14 protein-coding genes and 1 pseudogene are annotated in these 18759 nt (G+C 52.0%); all 15 read right to left on the reverse strand.

Annotation, left to right across the window (positions count from 1 at the left end; translation table 11 throughout):
- Window positions 1-190: 190 nt before the first annotated feature.
- A pseudogene (locus A9587_RS13120) lies at window positions 191-418 on the reverse strand (ABC transporter permease); the annotation flags it as partial.
- A gap of 1201 nt (window positions 419-1619) precedes the next feature.
- Window positions 1620-2156, reverse strand: coding sequence for a GspM family type II secretion system protein YghD (yghD, locus tag A9587_RS13125; protein WP_105263492.1), 537 nt, complete (start codon window positions 2154-2156; stop codon window positions 1620-1622).
- 1 nt (window position 2157) lies between these two features.
- Window positions 2158-3336, reverse strand: a complete 1179-nt coding sequence (gene gspL, locus A9587_RS13130) for a type II secretion system protein GspL (protein ID WP_105263493.1) — start codon at window positions 3334-3336, stop codon at window positions 2158-2160.
- Entirely contained in the window at window positions 3333-4310 is a 978-nt protein-coding gene (gene gspK / locus A9587_RS13135; RefSeq protein ID WP_000633185.1) for a type II secretion system minor pseudopilin GspK, read from the reverse strand. The genes gspL and gspK overlap by 4 nt, the downstream gene beginning before the upstream one ends.
- Window positions 4307-4912 (reverse strand): type II secretion system minor pseudopilin GspJ, encoded by a 606-nt coding sequence (gspJ, locus tag A9587_RS13140; protein WP_000822465.1) that lies wholly within the window; start codon window positions 4910-4912, stop codon window positions 4307-4309. The genes gspK and gspJ overlap by 4 nt, the downstream gene beginning before the upstream one ends.
- Window positions 4909-5280, reverse strand: coding sequence for a type II secretion system minor pseudopilin GspI (gspI, locus tag A9587_RS13145; protein ID WP_000820075.1), 372 nt, complete (start codon window positions 5278-5280; stop codon window positions 4909-4911). Before gspI ends, gspJ begins: the two co-directional genes overlap by 4 nt.
- Window positions 5277-5840: a type II secretion system minor pseudopilin GspH gene (gspH, locus tag A9587_RS13150; protein ID WP_105263494.1), complete on the reverse strand. Its 564-nt coding sequence runs from the start codon at window positions 5838-5840 to the stop codon at window positions 5277-5279. The genes gspI and gspH overlap by 4 nt, the downstream gene beginning before the upstream one ends.
- 3 nt (window positions 5841-5843) lie before the next feature.
- Window positions 5844-6299, reverse strand: coding sequence for a type II secretion system major pseudopilin GspG (gene gspG / locus A9587_RS13155; protein WP_001517083.1), 456 nt, complete (start codon window positions 6297-6299; stop codon window positions 5844-5846).
- Window positions 6300-6315: 16 nt separating this feature from the next.
- Complete coding sequence (gene gspF / locus A9587_RS13160; RefSeq protein ID WP_016262541.1) at window positions 6316-7539, reverse strand: type II secretion system inner membrane protein GspF; 1224 nt, start codon at window positions 7537-7539, stop codon at window positions 6316-6318.
- Window positions 7539-9032, reverse strand: coding sequence for a type II secretion system ATPase GspE (gspE, locus tag A9587_RS13165; protein ID WP_000249315.1), 1494 nt, complete (start codon window positions 9030-9032; stop codon window positions 7539-7541). The genes gspF and gspE overlap by 1 nt, the downstream gene beginning before the upstream one ends.
- Window positions 9032-11092, reverse strand: a complete 2061-nt coding sequence (gspD, locus tag A9587_RS13170; RefSeq protein WP_000498809.1) for a type II secretion system secretin GspD — start codon at window positions 11090-11092, stop codon at window positions 9032-9034. The genes gspE and gspD overlap by 1 nt, the downstream gene beginning before the upstream one ends.
- A gap of 29 nt (window positions 11093-11121) precedes the next feature.
- Entirely contained in the window at window positions 11122-12081 is a 960-nt protein-coding gene (gspC, locus tag A9587_RS13175; protein WP_000135106.1) for a type II secretion system protein GspC, read from the reverse strand.
- 17 nt (window positions 12082-12098) lie between these two features.
- Window positions 12099-12509: a type II secretion system pilot lipoprotein GspS-beta gene (gspS2, locus tag A9587_RS13180; RefSeq protein WP_001309757.1), complete on the reverse strand. Its 411-nt coding sequence runs from the start codon at window positions 12507-12509 to the stop codon at window positions 12099-12101.
- 65 nt (window positions 12510-12574) lie between these two features.
- Window positions 12575-13384, reverse strand: a complete 810-nt coding sequence (gene pppA, locus A9587_RS13185; RefSeq protein WP_105263495.1) for a prepilin peptidase PppA — start codon at window positions 13382-13384, stop codon at window positions 12575-12577.
- Window positions 13385-13840: 456 nt separating this feature from the next.
- Window positions 13841-18400 carry a lipoprotein metalloprotease SslE gene (gene sslE / locus A9587_RS13205; protein ID WP_105263496.1) on the reverse strand — a complete coding sequence of 1520 codons (4560 nt, stop codon included), beginning with the start codon at window positions 18398-18400 and terminating at the stop codon, window positions 13841-13843.
- Between the last annotated feature and the right edge of the window lie 359 nt (window positions 18401-18759).

The following is an 18759-nucleotide window of genomic DNA, read 5'->3' on the forward strand; positions in this document are numbered from 1 at the left end:
CATTAAAATTTTTTCACATGAACCGATTAGTATAATATTAGATTATACAAAAAACGCACTCACCAAATTTGAATTTAAAAACACAGTTCACAACTTAAGAAGCACAAATTTAAACACATTGATAAAGCAATGAAAATCCCACAAACACTCTAGTTATTAAAATACATAAAAACCGTTATAAAAACAGTTATAATCTATCAAAAACAAAAAAATTAAGTAAAAACACCGGGAATGAGATGTCTGGCATCGTGCGGTGCATAATGTAACCAAAAATGCCCAACAGTATCAGCAAATGCGCAGAGGGTTCGAGAATCGCCCACAAATATCCCAGACGGAACTTACCAAAGCGTGTTCGTATTTCTCGTAGAAATAATGCCTCTACGGTGACTTTCTGGACTTCAAATCCACTTCTTGCCATTTGATGATGTGATCCTAATCTCTTCAGGTACGCTACCGCCCCTGGCTTAACAGCTACCAATACACTGGAGGTAATACTTGTTTGTAACTGGATAAATTTTATTCAGACCAATCAGGCACTTTGTAGCACCCGCGACCAATTTCGCCGGAAATTATTTCGGCAGGGATAAATTGGTTTATTTCTGTCTCTTTTCTCTATCCTATTCTTCAGGCATGAATGTATTCGGTCTTCCTGGAATGTCAGGAAAACAAGCCATTTCAGAATGTAGAGTTAATTCCCATGAAAATGCCCCATCGTTATTTCTACCTCTTTGTGACTACTCTTTATGGCTAAAAAAAGACACAAAGCTTCATGCATCCTGGATTACACCGGAACACATATCTTCATAACGATTTGTTAATTTCGCGAGAAAATTATTATTTATTACCAATATTAACTACTTGATTATAAATCCTCATAAGAATTTGGTGTGCAACAACACCTGCAATCTGCCTTATCTCAGAACGCACGCGATTTATTACCCTTAAATTGTTTTCTGCAAAACTATTTCCCTATTTAAAATTCACTCATTCACTGCTTGTTTATATCTCCTATATACCTGATACAGTAATATTTGTGATTAAGATCACACTGAAATAGTTTTATTTAGCTCACGCGAAGTAATACCTACAGAAACTATTTCTATCAATTAAAATATACAACATGATTATTTGCTGCGTGCATTTTGACCTGTATTATGACCAGCACTATCCTCAGATTGATATATCAAACGGGATAATGTTTAAAATTGATTAATAATTTCTGTGGAAATTGTTTTTTTATTTAAAATTTACTTCCTGATTGTCTCCAGGAATTTTATCAATTTCCAGGCTACACAAAATACAGATCAGTTAATAATTATCCTATATGTTTTGCCCTATCAATTACCACTCAATGATTTATGAAATCTATTAATACTGGTAATATATCACCACTCTTAAGCGTATTTGCAGTCAGGAAAAGTATTGATTAACGGGGGTTAAATAGTGAGAAACGAATTTCTGCAGTATTGCTGAACACTCCATGATGGTATGGAAGGAGGACTCATTCTTACGACATCAATACTCAGCCCGGTGAGCGAGTTTGACAGTTCCGCACTCACCATTGGGCTAAGGGTTATCAGGTGGAGTTAAGGGGATGACTATGACAAGGATGGCAACACCTACCCCCGCCTAAACTCCAGTCGCTGCACATTCACCATTCCTGGCTTCTCACCTGCACTGACATCAATTTGTGTCACCCGCAGCGCATACTTTTCATCCAGTGCGTTTAACCAGTTCAGCAGGTCATTAAACACCACCGGATCTATCCAGACCTGGATATTCTCCCCACGCTCGGCTATCCGCTTGATGACCACAGAATGCGCGGAAGCGCTGTCACTGATAACCCGCGATACCTGTGCAGGCGTTGTCGTGCCGGATTTTCGCGCTGCGATAATATCCGGTGCGGCGCGTTTCAGTCGGGTGTTCATCACCTCCAGTTGCTGCAACATCGTCTCCTGTTGCTCTATCCGTTCGCTCAACGGCTGCCAGATGAGGACGTAATATCCGGCGCTAAACAGGAACGCCGCCGCGGCCAGTAACATGCCCTTTTCGCGCGGCGAACGCCCCGCCAGGTGTTGTGCCAGCCAGTGTTCGCCACGGCTTAACTGGCGCTCACGCCATTGCTGAAAATAGTGAATCAATTTATCGCGTAACATGTTATTTCCTCCGCAACGTTACGCCGCCGGAAACCGCATCACCCTCTTTCTGTAACGCGTCCTGTTGCACAACATAATCTGCCGCCAGTGCGCTACGCAGTTTGTCGAAACTGGCAAAGCTCGCTGCCCGCAACTGAAGGTGGAGCGTCTGGCGTTTTTGATCAAAGGAGAAACCACGCATCTCAATGTCGGAAAGTGATGCCGATTTCAGGGTGCTGGCGATCGCTGACAACTCGGCAAGTAGCCTGGTATCGTCAGTCTGTGGGCGATATTTTTTCATCGCCATCGTCACCTGAGAGCGCAAATTCACAATCCGCTTCTGCTCCGGGAACAACGTTAAGAACTGTTTCTCTGCCTGGGCGCGGCTTTGCGCCACCTGTTCGCTGACGCTCCATAATGTCACGCCCCGTTCCACTGCCAGCGCAACCAGAATCAGCAATACAGGCAGAACCATCACCCGCCAGCGCGCCCACTGTTTTCGGTAGCTGACGCGAGGTTGCCACTGCCCTGTCAGCAGGTTCCCTTCTGGTTCACCGCAGGTGGTAATAGCGGGCAGAGACGTGATCGTCAGGCGTCCGGCGTCTGCGCCAGCCCATGCAGATAGCTCTTCCGGTGCAATGCCGACCACGGTTAACGAAAGCGGTGATTCCTGCTCATTGAGCTGTGCGCGGAACATGACCGGAGCCAGCGCCCACCCGGCACTCCATCCCCGACATTCATCGATGCGGCAGATAACCCGTTGCGCATCGCCAGCCATAGAGCCACAAGGAATGGACATCCAGTCCGGCGCGACGGTAGCGCGGGTGATGCCGTTTGCCTGCAACCACTGCGCAATGTTGCGCATATGCTGTTGGTGAATCACTGCTACGGTTGCCAGTTGCTGGTCGATTTTCAACGGCGCAAAATGCAGTTCATCAATATCCTGGTTCAGCTCTTCTTCCAGTAAGGCGGGCAGAATAGTCGGTATCTGCTTACGGGGAACATCTGGCAGTTCAACCTGCCAGATGCTGATCCATTCGCCGGGAATGTAGAGCCGAATCGTATCAGTTTGCAGCCATTGCTGAAGCTGCTCGTCGGCAATGTCAGGCCAGATGCCGTGCTCCACGTCGGCGGAACGGCGCTGCCAACGAATGGAGTCAGAGGCGCAAAGCGGGAAAAAAATCTCAAGCATGGAACTCACTCACTTTCTCCTGTCTGATGCCAGAGAACCGAAAAGTGTTGTGGCCCCATGCGGACAATTAACGAATTCATCGTCAGTTCAATCTCATTCACGGTGATATCTGAACGCAGCCAGAAGTAGTTGCTGTCCACGCTCAGGACGGTTTTTAGCTGTTTTTTTGTACGCTCATCGACGTCAGCGAGTAGCGGCTGTGCAAGAAACTGATCGACATCTTCCCAGCCCTTCGCCGGACGTTGTTGTAATAATGCTCGCGCCTGAACAGGGCTTAACCACGGGTCGAACAGCGCCTCAAGAATCACGCTTTGCGCGACCTCTAAGGTGTTGATGTTGATTTGTTGGTGGGTCATCGGTAGCGCACAGACCAGCGGTTTGAGTTTTTGATAAAGTCCGGCGTCCATTCCCTGCACCACACGCATTTCGCTGATATCCGCCAGCGGTTGATTCGCGGCGTAGAACGGCACCGAGCGGGCGAGATACTCACTGTCTTCACGACCCAGCCGCGTTTGCACGCTGCGATCTTCGTCAATAAACTCCCACAGACTTTCGGCTATCAGCTCAGCCCGATAAGCAGGCACATCGAGACGCGTGATCAAGGCAATCAACTGTTGCACCGCAAGCGGACGCGTCGCCGTCGTCGACTGTGCGAGAGCATTCAGATTAAAGCAGGCCTGTGCGTCACGCAGGGTGACGGCAATTTGCCCCTGCGGCAGTGGGAAAAAACGGGGGCCGGAAGCCCACGGCTGTGCCAGATACACGCGTTGTTCATTTTTCAGGCTCAGGCTGAGCGCGCTCAGCGCCAGGCTTTCTGCACTGGCGCTGTACCACAGTGCCTGCTGGTACTCCTGCTGGCTGCGCGTTCGCCCAAGCTGTTGCTGCATCCGCCCGGAAAGTGTGATGGTTACCAGCATTATGACCGCCAGCAATACCAGCACCACGACCAGTGCCATTCCGCGTTTTGGTGGTGAGGTGATCATGATAATTGCGGCCCACGTAACAACCAGATGCGTTCAATCTCGCCCCATTGCGGCGAATGCAGAGTCATGCGCACCGCCACAGGGAGCGCCTGCCCTGACGACCAACTCGCCTGCCAGCGCGTGCCGTCGTAGAACTGCAAACGGAGCGAATCTGCCGGAATTAATTTTTGCGTTGTTGGCCTCACGCTGCCTGCTGCATCGGTCAGCGGCCAGGCTAACCGTTCAAGGTAACCGTCATGAATGCGGTAACCGACAGTGAGCAGATTACTGCGCGGCAGGCGCATCAACGGATTAACCACGCCGCCACGCACAAAGCGCATCCCTTCACTCTCAGACGCCAGCACGCCTGCACCCGCCAGTAACGCCGGTTCCCTCTGGCCCTGCTCGCCTCTTACCAGACGCGGCATCATTTGGGTCAGATCATGGGTCAGAAAACTCATCGTTTGCTGCATGAGGTTGAGTTTTTGATCGTGCTCCGCGACGGCGCTATTCACGCGCGTGACACCGTTTGTCACCTGCTGCGCCATCAATGCCAGTGAGGCAAAAATGGCAATTGCCACCAGCATTTCCAGTAACGTAAAACCAGGGCGAATCCTTTTCACTGTTGGCCTCCCACGGCGCTAAACCAGGCGCGCCGTGACTGAACCACCGGCGAAAAGTCTTCGTGAAGGCTGACTTCAATATCCACCGCCTGGAGCAACGCGTTGCCTGTATTCAGTGGGATCGTTCGCCAGTACCAGCGGTTTCCTGCCATATCGCTCTCGCCCTGATGCCTGACCGCCCGCTGTTCGCGGGTCATCAGGTAGAGCAGTGCGATCTGGTTTTCGGCCACCCAGCCAGCTACCGTTTTCTCCTCAAGAACCTGCTGATTGTTTAGCGCGCCGCTGGCGATCTGTAATACCGCCGTGGCAGCCAGCGCAAAAATCGCCAGTGCGATCATCACTTCCAGCAACGTAAATCCGCGCTTCATGGCATCCTCTCATCACATTGACTGAGAGATAACGCGCCATCGTGCGCCAGTTTCACCGCCTGGCATTCGTTTTGCGCCGCAGAATAAAAGCGCAGCGTAAACGGTGTGGCAGGTTCAAAAGGCGAGAAGCGGATTTGCGGTGTCTTCTTTTTCGCCTCTTTTTGCAGCTCCAGTTCAATATCATGCAGCGTCAGGCGACGACGTTGCAGCTCCAGCGCATACTCCTTCTGCCAGATATCACTTCCGGGTTGTAACAGCATCTGCACCTGTTTCGGCACCGTAACCTGTGCCGATAACCGGGGCGCGGAAACGGGCAACCACTGCCCCTGACGACGCTGCATAAACTGGTAGCCACGCGGGTCGATTAGCACACCGAGTGTTTGCCCTTCGATCACTGCCTTGTCCTTAAACTGCGCAAAGCGAGTCAGAAAATCCTGCGCCGCTTTTTTCGCAGGCGATTCAGAATCGGTCGCAAAAGTCTGTACCACGCCTGCACTGGCAAGGCCGATCAGGAAAATCACCAGCATGATTTCCAGAAGAGTGAATCCGCGTCCAGGCACTGATTACTGAAACTCCTGTAAATTCCAGTTACCGATATCTGCGGCAGCCCCTTCTCCGTTTTCCTGACCATCCGCCCCTAAGGTGTAAACATCAAACATCCCTTTTTCACCCGGGCTGAGATACTGATAATCATTGCCCCACGGATCTTTTGGTAGCCGTTTAATGTACCCACCGGTACGGTAGTTGCGAGAATCTGCCATATTGGCCGGTTGCTGGATCAGCGCCTCAAGCCCCTGCTCGGTGGTTGGATAACGCCCGTTATCCAGCCGGTACATGTCCAGCGCGTTTTCCAGCGCCACGATATCGCTGATGGCTTTTTGCCTGTCCGCTTTCTCTTTGTTGCCCAGCAGGTTAGGCACCACCAGACTTGCCAGGACGCCAAGAATAACAATCACCACCATCACTTCCAGTAGGGTAAAACCTGCCCGTGGTTTTTGCGTGCGGGATAACGAATTCATGTGATAACTCCGTAAATTACATTCCAACCATATTGTTCAGTTGCAGCATCGGTTCGAGGATGGCGATGACGATAAACAGCACCACGCCCGCCATCATCACCACCAGCGCCGGTTCAAACAGCCCTAACGCCAGCCCCACCTGGGTATCAAACTCCCGTTCCTGGTTGACCGCGGCCTGTTCAAGCATGGTTTCCAGCTCGCCGCTCTGTTCACCAGAGGCGATCATGTACAACATCATCGGCGGGAACAGGCGCAGATCCGCCAGCGCGGCGCGCAGACTGCTTCCTTCGCGGACGCGATCTGCCGCCAGTAGCAGTTGCTGCTCGACATAGCGATTTGCCGACACGGCGGCAGCGGTCTGAATGCCTTCCAGCAGCGGAACACTGCTGGCGGTGAGGATGCTTAAAGTGCGGGAAAAACGCGCCGTATTCAGCCCGCGAGCAACCCGCCCCGTCACGGGCAGGCGCAGCAAAGTTTTATCCCAGCGCAGCCGCATAGTCGGCTTTTTGAGTAGTCGTTGCCCCAGCACCAGAAGCCCCAGCAATCCCGCCAGCCAATAAACGCCGCTGGCTTGTAAGGCGTCGCTCATGGCGATAAGGGTGCGGGTGGAGGCGGGCAGCGCGTGTCCGAGGTGATCGAACTGTTCGATAATTTTCGGCACCACCGCCGTCAGCAAAATAGTGACCACACCCGTTGCCACCACCAACAGCACCAGCGGGTAGAGCATGGCCTGCAGCAGTCGTGATTTCAGGCGCTGGCGCTGTTCGGTGTAATCCGCCAGGCGATTGAGCACCACATCGAGATGCCCGGATTTTTCTCCGGCAGCCACCATCGAACAAAACAGAGAATCAAAGACGCGGGGATGTTCGCGCAGGCTGTCCGACAGGGTGTACCCCTCCTGAATCCGGCTGCGCAGCGCCATTCCCAGACTTTTCACATGCAGTTTTTCGCTTTGCTCACTGACCGCCTGTAAGCAGGTTTCCAGCGGCATTGCTGCCTGAACCAACGTTGCCAGTTGGCGGGTGAACAGCGCCAGATCTGCCGCCGCCACACGACGATGTGCGTGCCGCCGACGCTGCAACATTCCCCCTGACGAAGCATTCAGCCGGGCTTCAATGTGCACGGGAATGAGGTCTTTAGCGCGCAACAACTGGCGGGCATGACGCGCGGAATCCGCCTCAATCATGCCTTTGGTTTTGCGGCCATTACGCTGTAGTGCCTGATAGTAAAACAGTGCCATTACGCCTCCATCGTTACCCGCAGCACTTCATCGAGAGAGGTTTCTCCGGCGAGTACTTTCTCAATGCCGTTGCTGCGGATACCCGCAGAGTGTTGCCGGACATAACGTTCCAGCTCCAGTTCCCCGGCCTGACGGTGGATCAAATCACGCAATGTGGCGTCCACCACGATCAGCTCATGGATGGCGGTACGCCCACGAAAACCTTTGTGATTACAGGCGGGGCAGCCCTGCGGATGGTACAGAGTGACGGTTCGCGCATCGGTAATCCCCAACAGGCGTTTTTCTTCGTCGGTAGCAGGTGCGGGCTGGCGGCAGTCGGGGCACAGCGTGCGAACCAGTCGCTGCGCCATCACGCCCGTCAGACTGGAAGAGAGCAGGAAAGGCTCTACGCCCATATCCTGCAAACGCGTGATTGCCCCCACCGCCGTGTTGGTATGCAACGTGGAAAGAACCAGGTGCCCCGTAAGCGACGCCTGAACGGCGATTTCTGCGGTTTCGGTATCGCGGATCTCACCGACCATCACTACATCCGGGTCCTGACGCAAAATCGCACGCAGGCCACGGGCGAAGGTCATGCCGACACGGGTGTTGACCTGCGTCTGACCGATCCCTTCAATCATGTATTCGATGGGGTCTTCAACCGTGAGAATGTTGCGCGAGTGGTTGTTCAGCTCCTGCAATCCGGCGTACAGCGTGGTGCTTTTGCCAGAACCCGTCGGCCCCGTCACCAGAAAGATGCCGTGCGGTTTGTGCAGTAACTGGCGCAACTGCGCGGTCAATTCATGACTCAGCCCCAGACGCTCCAGCGTCAGGCGGGCCTGGTTTTTGTCCAGCAGTCGCAGCACCACGCGCTCACCCCAGGCAGAAGGCATGGTGGAGACACGCACGTCAATCGCCCGACCGCCCAGCAGCAGCGCAATACGTCCATCCTGCGGCACGCGCTTTTCGGCAATGTCCAGCCGCGCCATCACCTTGATACGCGACACCAGCAGCGAGGCCAGTTTGCGCCCGGGACGCAGCATTTCATGTAGCGTTCCGTCTACACGAAAACGGATCACCAGACTCTTTTCAAACGTCTCAATGTGGATATCCGAAGCGCCTTCTTTAATTGCCTCTGCCAGCATGGCGTTGATCAGTTTGATGATCGGCGCATCGTCGTCACTTTCCAGCAAATCTTCCGTTTCTGGCAGCTCTTCTGCGAGGGTAAAGAAGTCCTCGGCGGAACCGAGATCTTCCATCAACTGGCGAGCTTCGGAAGAGTCCCGCTGCCAGACCGCATTCAGCCGCTGTTCAAATTCGGCCTCGTCGATTTGCCGCAGCGTAAAGGGCGCGTTCAGCCCCCGTTGCAGCTCCTGCAAAACAGAGAGCGACAACGGATGAACATGGAGGATCTCCAGCGACGCTTCGCACCATGCCACCAGGCTAAACCGACGGCTGAAACTGTAGGGCAGACGCACGGTGTTAGCGGAGGTTTCCTGTGCTACAGGCACCATTAACGCGTTCTCCCGGCATTGAGGAACGCGCGAACTTCCGGCGGTAAGGCCTGGTTTTGCGCTGGTAGTACCGGCTGCGCAGTGTTCGGCATCAGGCTTAAGCCTTGCTCATCGCGATAGATCTGCTCGGCGCGCATATAGTTATATTTGCGCTGCGAAACGCCGTCTGCCGCCATACCGTCACGCAGAATGGTCGGGCGGATAAACACCATCAGATTACGTTTTTCTTTTTTATCTGCCGTGGACTTAAACAGGTTGCCAATCAACGGGATATCGCCCAACAACGGCACTTTCGCCACGCTTTCTCCCGCCTGGTCGTCCATCAGACCGCCAAGCACAATCAGCTCACCATCGTTAGCCAGCACGGTAGTTTTCAGTTTGCGCTCGCCAAACACCACATCGAGGCTGGTCTGTCCTTCCACCTTCGACACTTCCTGCTCAATCACCATCTGTACCGCGTTACCTTCGTTAATCTGCGGCGTGACCTTCAGCATGATGCCGACTTTTTTCCTTTCTACCGTGTTGAAAGGATTGCTGTTATTGGAGCCAACGGTAGAACCGGTTAATACCGGAACGTCCTGACCCACCATGAAGAAGGCTTCCTGGTTGTCCAGCGTGGTGATGCTCGGCGTAGAAAGGACGTTAGAGCTGGAGTCGTTTTTAACCGCCTGCACCAGCGCCATCCAGTCGCCTTTCACCACGCCAACCGCCGTACCGCTAAAGCCGGAAAGTAGCTGGGCGAGCGTGGAGAGGTCACCGTTGGTATCCGGGTTAATGGTGGTGGCACCGTTTTCGCTGATCACCGTGGAACCTTTCTGCGGCTTCGCCTGAGAAATCGCCGCCCCTAGCGTGCCGATAGGGATCTGCGTGCCGTTGGCAAACTGCATTAATCCGGCATCTTTCGACGCCCACTGCACGCCGAAGTTGATATTGCTGCCTTCGGCAACCTCCACGATCAACGCCTCGACATGCACCTGAGCACGGCGGATATCCAGTTGTTCAATCACGCTTTGCAGCGACTGCATGATGTCCTGCGGCGCGGTCACAATCAGGGCATTACTGTGTTTGCTGGCGGCAATAGAAACAACCTCACGTCCGCTACTGACCGTGCCTTCCGCCTCTTCTTTAGCGGCGGTGAGCGTGCCGCTGACCTGTTTCAGAACATCGACCAGATCTTCCGCTTTGCTGTATTTGAGATAGAACACCTGGCTGTTGCCGCTGCGCTCCATTTCTGAATCCAGGCGACGGATCAGACGGCGCATTTTGTCTCGCGTAGCGGGATCGCCGCTGACAATGACGCTGTTAGTGCGTTCATCAGCAACAATCTGTGATTTCAGCGTTGCTGGTTGGTTCTCGCCGCTGTTTTTGGTCAAGCTTTCCAGCACGCGGGCAATTTCCGAGGCCGAGGCGTTATCCAGCGGGATCACCTCTTCGGTGCGGTTTCCCGCATGATCCACGCGCTGAATCACTTCCGTCAGCCGTTCCACAACCGAGGCGCGTCCGGTAAGCATAATCACGTTGGAGGGATCGTAATTAACGACGTTGCCAGAACCCGCGCTGTCGATCATCTGGCGCAGAATCGGTGCCAGTTCGCGTACAGACACATTACGTACCGGCACCACTTTAGTGACCATTTCATCGCCCGCGTAGTTATCGTTACCTTCACCGACCAGCGGCAACGGCTCGACTTTTGCGGCGCTGGATTTCACCACCTTCAGCACGTCGTTTTCCATCGGCACGACGGCATACCCCTGCGCTTCCAGCAGGTTAAGGAATAGCTGGTAATACTGGCGTTCATTGAGCGGGGTCATAGTACGAATACTCACTTTCCCCTGAACGCCCGGCCCCATAATGATGGTTTTATTGAGGTTAGCGCCGACGGTTTCGATAAACGATTTCAGGTCGGTATCTTTAAAATTGGCGGTAAAAGTGGCTTCTTCCGCCCAAACTGGTGAACTGCATAATGCCGCTGCCAGCATCAGCGGCAGTAAACGCTTTTTTGTTTTGAGGCCAGTTGTCTTCTTACGCCAGATCGACAACGTAATATCACGCCAAAACACGATGAATGATTCTCCTGGATTAAATGCGGTTAGCGCAGCGCGATGGAAATGTCGTAGCGCGCACCCTTGCGTAAAACCGTGAGTTGAATGGAATCCATTGAAGGTAACTGCCGCATCAGAGCAATCATTGCTCGTGGATCAGTGAAATCCTGCTGATTTAGCGCAATGGCAATATCGCCTTCCTTAAAACCGCTGGCATCGAACAGAGAACGATCTGCCCCCGGCTTCACTGCATAACCGACAATCCCCTCCTTACGCACAGGCGTAAGCTGGATATAGTTAAAAATTTTCTGCGGGTCTTTCGCCAGTGCCTGGCGCACGGCAGCCGGGATCTCAACTGGCGTGCTGGCGGCAGGTTCAGCGGCTGTTTGCTTTGCTTCGTCACTGACGGTTTTTTCATTGGTCACGGCAACGGTGGAACGCTCCTCTTCTGCCAGACTCAGGCGCTCCATTTTTCCCTGATAACGCAGCACCACATGATCGCGATAAATCTCTTCGATCACCGCGTTGTGAGAGTCAAGCCGTTCGCCCAGCAAATAGACCTGCTGTTTGCCGCCTTCTTCAATAACCGCGCCGGGTCTGGCACCAAAGGCGATCCCGCGCAGTACCACGTTAAGACGTGTTTCTGCCACCGGAGCCGGTTCGGGTTGTTTTACCAGTGCAGCAACGGGCTGATATTTGCCAAACCAGTTTTGCTGGCTGATTAATTGCACGTCTTTTTTATCGAACGTTTTTACATCCGCACGGGTCGATTTATTCACCGATGGGGAAATCGCCGTATATTCCGCAGAAAAGGAGATATAGCGCCAGAGTGAATGCGCCATTTTTGCAGAAATAATAAGCAACATCAGCCAGAACATCCCGCGTGCAATTTTGCGCAGATGCTCTTTGTCTGTATTAAGAGATTGTCCCTGGCTAAGAGTGTAACGAATTTTAGTCAGCCATTGATTGAGATAAATTCGTGCGTCACGAAAAACAACCCGCGCCAATTTATATATACCCGACGTTATGCTTTGACTATTCCACAGGTGGTACGATCCAGTTTCCGCTGATACTGGTTGCCTGTGCGTGTATCATTAATCGTTATGCTGTAATTAATCCCCTCAGTGATCATTAATTTCACCGTTGGGTCAGCGCACATTTGTCGTTGATAGCTGGTTAAAAACGCGTCCGGCGTTTGCGTGGTTTGAGCACCCGCTTCGCTGATAATGGTCATTTTTACCGTCGTGCCGCTACTTTGCGCCAGCACTAAGGTATATCCCGCAGATTTAATCGGCAGGTTTTGGCTGATATTTTGCGCCTGTTTTTTCGCCAGCAAACTGGCGTTTTCATTATGGCTTGCGCAGCCACTTAATAATCCTGTAACGCTTAACAATAGCGATATTAATACCCTCCCTGGCATTTGTTTTATCGACATAGTAAATAATCTCTAAGGTTATTAATGAGAGTAAAAATGTCACTTCGATAATGACGTGGTTATCATTAAAACAATGCCTGTAAATAAAGTGTTGCTATACCGCCCAGACTTAAACACGGTCCAAAAGGCAGCGTCGTTGATCCTTTTTTTGTAATAACGGCATATATCAGCCCGCAGCATGATGCAATTAAAGCAACATGGGGTAGCGACAATGCCCCCACCCAGCCACCTAAAGCAGCGAAGAGTAATACATCGCCCATGCCTAATGCTTCTTTACGCAGAACTATTCCGGCTATCCAGCGCAGGGAGTAAAAAGTGATAAATCCCACCAGTACGCCGGTAACTGCGTCTTGTAGCGTTAACGGACTCTGCTGCGCCCATGCCGCAATCAGCCCCGTCCACAATACGCCCTGAGTAAAGACATCGGGCAGCCATTGGTTATCGAGGTCGATGACACTCGCGGCAATCAGCCAGGCGGATAATATCATCACCGCCAGCCCCCATCCACTTTCCGGCCAGACCAGACTTGCCAACAAAAAAGCGAGTGCCGTCAATAACTCCACCAGCGGATAACGCTTGCTGATTTTCGTCTGACAATCACGGCAGCGCCCTTTGAGCATCAGCCAGGAGAGCAGCGGAATGTTGTCACGAACGCGGATGGTCTGCTGACAATGCGGACAATGCGAGCGTGGCAGCGCCAGGCTTATTTTTAGCTGCGTGCTCGGCGTTTCACCGTGAAACTCCGCCATTTGTTGGCGAAGCATGATGGGGTAACGCCAGATCACCACATTCAAAAAACTGCCGATGATTAATCCTCCGACGGTTGCCAGGACAGGTATCGCAGCAGGATATTGCTGAAAAACATCAAAAAGCATGGTTAAAGGTTATTTGTTGTAACTTGCCGGATGCGGCGTGAACGCCTTATCCGGCCTACAGGTGTCTGCCAACGCAAATAATCGCGGCTTCTTCCCTCCAGGCCCGATAAGCTGGCGCATCGGGCATATATGTTGACCCGGTGCGCCTTATTTCATGCCGGATGCGGCGTGAACGCCTTATCCGGCCTACAGGCGTCTGCCAACGCAAGTAATCGCGGCTTCTTCCCTCCAGGCCCGATAAGCTGGCGCATCGGGCATATATGTTGACCCGGTGCGCCTTATTTCATGCCGGATGCGGCGTGAACGCCTTATCCGGCCTACAGGCGTCTGCCAACGCAAGTAATCGCGGCTTCTTCCCTCCAGGCCCGATAAGCTGGCGCATCGGGCATATATGTTGACCCGGTGCGCCTTATTTCATGCCGGATGCGGCGTGAACGCCTTATCCGGCCTACAGGCTTATTCGGCTGGCATCGAATACTCGGTAACCTTATTAATGGTTTCCGGCCCTTTTTCCGGTTTCGACAGGTGCATCGCCGCGAGCGTGTTGTAAGCCGACTGGCTCACTCCACCTTCGAAGCTCATCTCACTTGCCCCCGGAAGCTGGTAAGCATTTGCGCCCGGATTCCATTTCTTAAAGAATTCCGAAAGATCCGCCTGAGCGACCCAGGATGCACACAGCATCAGCGTGTCAGCAGCGTTACCGTTTGACTCAGCACAGTAATTTCTTTCGCCAAACTTGGTTTTGCCTGCCTCATCGCCGCGCGCTTTACGGTGCATCAACTGGAACAGGTTCCAGCCCTTCATCCCTTTACGATCGCTGTAGAACTTAGGCAGGTCACCATCTGGATACCACTGTTTGATATCAAAGTTTTCCTCTGCCCACTCCTTCAACTGTGCGTACATCAGCAGACGGTCACCCGCACCGCCGCGCGCCCAGGCCTGACCGTTGCTCTCGTCCAGATATTCCGGCGCGACGGTAATGTCGTCAGCGACACGGTTCATCTTACCGAGATAGCGATCCTGCATGTACAGCGCCAGCACGTTGTTCGCCACTTCAGTTGCGCCCGGTACAGTCAGCGGTGTTTCTGCGGCGTTATGCCCTACTTCATGCCAGATCAGCCAGTCGTTCAGCGGCGTCGTCGGCAGCGTGGTGCTGTTCGTCGAGAAGCTGCTGTTCATTACCGGATAACCAGAGTGCGCATCACCGATGGAGATCTGCACATCGTTGGTGAAACGGTGTTTGTGACCCGGCAAGTTTTCAAAGGTAAACATCCGGTGCTTACCGTTTTCGCCATCACGTCCGTAGAAGTCATTCATTGAGCTGGCAAAGGTATCCAGTTCCTTAGCGAATTGTTTTACGCCACCCGTGAAATTGCTGGCATTCAGGTTCTTCTTCGGCGTGGTATAGACGAACGACGCAGACTCCAGCTCGCCTAGCGGCGCAGGGGAGTTCAGCTCGTGTTGCCACTTACCATCTTTATAGAACGGTGCTTTTACCACGCCAGTAAAGGTGAAGTTGGCTGACTCATTCTTTGAGCTGTTGCCCTTGATATAAATCAGACCACCGTAAGGCACCTTGAAGGTCACCGTGCCTTGAGCATCCAGATCATAGGTTTTCGTCACTTTTGGCGGACGGTTCAGAGCAACTTCATGCTTCTCACGTCCGGTCAGGTCGTCAGCCAGCGCCACGGTGACAGTCACAGGAACGTCCGCATTGGACTTAATAGTGACCTCTTTCTGAGCCGGAGCCCACAGGCCAGTAGACTGCATGTTACCCGCAAACCATTTGGTCGGATTCGAGTACAGGCTGATGCTTTCAGTAACCTCCTGCCCCGCTGCCGATACCGCTCCCGGATACTTCTCGACATCAACTTTGATGTTCAGATCCCACCAGGAACGCCCCAGCATCAGGCGTGTCAGCGGTTTTTCCATATAGTTGAGCGGATAGCTCGGGTTCATCATGCCCGCTTTGCCGCTACTTTCACCGTAGATCATCTTGTTATCGATCAGCGATTTTTTCAGCTCATCAGAACACTGCGTGCCGCCAGCATAGGCATTGTTGGCGTAGCAGTTCAGGAACTCGGTGAACGTTTTAAAGCCCAGCTCGTCATCCTTGCTGCTGTCATAGCTATATTCAATTTCATTCCACAGCCAGACCGACATGTTCTGGTACAGACGTTCCAGATCGACGCTGTTCAGACGTTCGCCTTTACTGCCTTTAGTACGGAAATAAAGCTCATGTTGATACAGGCGCTGAATGTTGGTGCCTAAATCCGCAGCCTGCACCATCGCTTTCGCAGTGTCGGCGTCAAGATTCAGTTGCGTATACTGCGGAACATACATTGTCCCCGTCACAGGAACACCCGTACCAGGACGATATTCCAGGCAGTTGACCTCATAGTGATATGTCGAGTCCTTACACTCCTGTAATCCAGGAAACTTTTCAAAGATTTTTGCCTTTGCCGCCTCCAGAGACTCTTTTGTTTTAAACTCCGCCTCATCGATAAAGGCATAGCGCTTGACCTGTTCGCCATCGACATCTTCCAGCCAACTGGCCACTTCCAGTTTCGGCTTGTCATCAGGTTTGTTGTCTTGCTGGTATTTCCAGATAACTTCTTTCGTTGTTTCATCAATGGTATACGGCGGTTTTCCATCGACAAACGGATAACGTTCATAGACCCAGATACCTTTTTCGCGCTGTTGGCGTACGCGATCCGGATAACCCTGCGGATCGTTGTTCACCACCGATTTGTTCAGAGCCATTGACAGACCCGCGGCATCCAACAGACGCACAAAGCCAGACGCGCTCTCTTCCTTAAGATTGCTCATCACGTTTTCCATGATCAGCACTGAGCCGCCTTTGTTCAGATAGGCGATCAGATCGGTCACATCCTGCTGAGTCAGCTTCGGTTTGCTGGTATCTGCACGCAGAGGCACTGCATAGGGATCGCCAGACCACTGAGTCACATATTCAAAACCGTTGAGGATCAGCAACGGAACTTCTTCCGGATTCAGATCGCCATAGCTGGTCAAATGTTTAACAGAAATACCTGCAAAATCCGGATGGAAGCCAAATGGAGCACTGTTCCCAGTGACCTGGCCATGACGTTTGAAATAAACGTTTTCCAGGTTCGTACCCACGGTCATTGTGCTCTTAGTATTCGGCTGCCAGATGTCGTTTGACAGGTAGCGCAGTACGTTCTGCATGAAGTGCTTCATATCATCTGAATCACCGCTGAGCGTACACTCACCTTTATCATTGACACCACCGGCCCAACTGTAACCATTAGGGCAACGCAAAATGCTGTTGTAGTGCGGGTTACCGATAACCATCAGCTTGCCATCACCGACTTGCCCCAGCGAAATAAACGGCAGGTTGAAGGTCGCGGTATCGCGCGTCACGTTTTCCGGCACAACAAGAGAAGGCGCTTCAGTAATGTACGCCAGCTCGTTTTTATCCCAGGCGCGTTTTTCACCAAAGGCCAGCCAGTAGTTTTTATCATTACGCGCCATCAGAATCGGGAAGGCCGCGTTGGAGATATTCACCACCGCCTGACCGCGCGCATTACCGGTGCTGCCATAGAAGTTGGTGGAGTCATGGAATACATGGAACTTGCTGACAGATTGGTAGTTCGTATCCACACCCCACAGTTTGTTGATAACGCCCTGAATCTGACCGTCATTAACATTGCGTGTCGTCAGCGAGAACCAGCGAGCCTCGTTACAACCGGCGGTTTTCGTACAAATCGCGGTATCGATCTCTTTGGCCTGTCCCGTCTTAAACTGCTCGATAAATTCGTTTGGCAGCACAACGGTTTGATCGCCTTCATCCAGCGTCGCGCCATTGGATAACGAGAGATTGATAATCTCGTTAATCACGTTGGGATATTCAGCAAAGACCTTGCGTACATCGTCCGGAACAACACGGGTATTATTTTGCCCGGTCGTCGAATAGCGATGAATCAGTTGATCGACATTCGCGCCGCGAACTTCATCACCCAGTTCAGTCAGCGCAATGGTCGACTTGTTGCCGCGTACTGAGCCAAGTTCAAAGGTATCGATACCAAAGGAGATGGTTTCGCCCCAGCTAAAGGAAAATTCACCATTTTCCCCTGTCACACCACGGCCTGAATTGGTGTAGTAGTCAACACCAGCAACACCATATCCCTGGCTATCCACCAGGCGGCCTTCGGAGAGAATAATTTCAGTAGGTTGATACTGATAAAACTGTTCCGCATTAGCTGACACAAATTTGGCGTTCAGATCCGGCGTTGTTCCCTCTGTCGTGACGGGCACGACCGGTGAGGTATGGGTGGATGGCGCTTTATCGGTCGCGACATTGTTTTCCACTTCCTCATTTACCAGCTTTTTGAATTCTTCCGGTGCCAGATCGATTTGCTTATACAGTTTTTCAAAGCGTGCGCGATCGACCACTGACGAGAAGGTCAGACAAAGTTGTTCTGCATCCGCCGGGCAACTGTCGCTGGAAGTTAACAGAGAGATAGCGTTGGTTTTCTCATTTTCAGAATCCGCCAGCTCCTGCGCGTCCTCGAGGCTAAACGACACTTTGTCAACCGCACGCAGGCTACGCGCAGCTTCTGACTGGGTGTTGAAAGTTGCAATGGTCGTACTACCAACCACACAACTCACGGTGTTGCCAGGTGTAAAAGTAAAGCCATCGCTGGATTCACCATTACAGGTAGCACCAGTTACCCGCTGGCTTCCGCCCAGGGTCAGATAACCCGTTTTCGTGGGAACAGGTTCTGGCTCTGGTTCTGGTGTCGGCTCAGGATCAGGTGTTGGATCCGGCGTAGGTTCTGGGTCCGGCGTCGGCTCAGGCGTCGGCTCCGGGTTTGGTGTTGGATCAGGTTTCACTTCCGGCAAAGACCCTGTTCCAGAATCTACAGGCGGAGTATCGGAGGACGAGCCTGAACCACCGCCATCACAACCGGCTAACAGGGTTGCGCTTAAAATAGCCGCTAAAAGCGATTTCTTATATTTAAATTTCTTATTCATTAATAACGCAAGTGACAAAACAAAGTTAAAAAATTCGTAACTGTGGAAATAGTTTTATGTTTTACCTTCTCTAAAAATAACCTCCATTCTTAAGAAATCTGCATTATTGATAACGAAATAGATAAAATTTATAGGAATATCCCCTATACGATGTCAGAGGGGTGATTTATAAAAATTTTTAACAAACAAAAAAGTAACAATTATTCACAATATTACTATCTCAAGTCATTGATAGTTTTAACGATTGCGATTGCAAAAGCAACAGATAGCACGCTACTTGCTCATCAAGCGAACACAATTAATACAGCTTGTTTTGCGTGGTAAAAAAACACAGATTTTCACGCCATTAATTATTTACC

Origin of the sequence: Escherichia sp. MOD1-EC6162, assembly GCF_002965125.1 — a bacterium.
GTDB lineage: Bacteria > Pseudomonadota > Gammaproteobacteria > Enterobacterales > Enterobacteriaceae > Escherichia > Escherichia marmotae.

Bases quoted from the DNA above. Each gene is read 5' to 3' on its own strand.
- yghD (WP_105263492.1), bottom strand. From the start codon at position 2,156: ATGTTACGCGATAAATTGATTCACTATTTTCAGCAATGGCGTGAGCGC.
- gspK (WP_000633185.1), bottom strand. From the start codon at position 4,310: ATGATCACCTCACCACCAAAACGCGGAATGGCACTGGTCGTGGTGCTG.
- gspI (WP_000820075.1), bottom strand. From the start codon at position 5,280: ATGAAGCGCGGATTTACGTTGCTGGAAGTGATGATCGCACTGGCGATT.
- gspG (WP_001517083.1), bottom strand. From the start codon at position 6,299: ATGAATTCGTTATCCCGCACGCAAAAACCACGGGCAGGTTTTACCCTA.
- gspF (WP_016262541.1), bottom strand. From the start codon at position 7,539: ATGGCACTGTTTTACTATCAGGCACTACAGCGTAATGGCCGCAAAACC.
- gspE (WP_000249315.1), bottom strand. From the start codon at position 9,032: ATGGTGCCTGTAGCACAGGAAACCTCCGCTAACACCGTGCGTCTGCCC.
- gspS2 (WP_001309757.1), bottom strand. From the start codon at position 12,509: ATGTCGATAAAACAAATGCCAGGGAGGGTATTAATATCGCTATTGTTA.
- pppA (WP_105263495.1), bottom strand. From the start codon at position 13,384: ATGCTTTTTGATGTTTTTCAGCAATATCCTGCTGCGATACCTGTCCTG.
- sslE (WP_105263496.1), bottom strand. From the start codon at position 18,400: ATGAATAAGAAATTTAAATATAAGAAATCGCTTTTAGCGGCTATTTTA.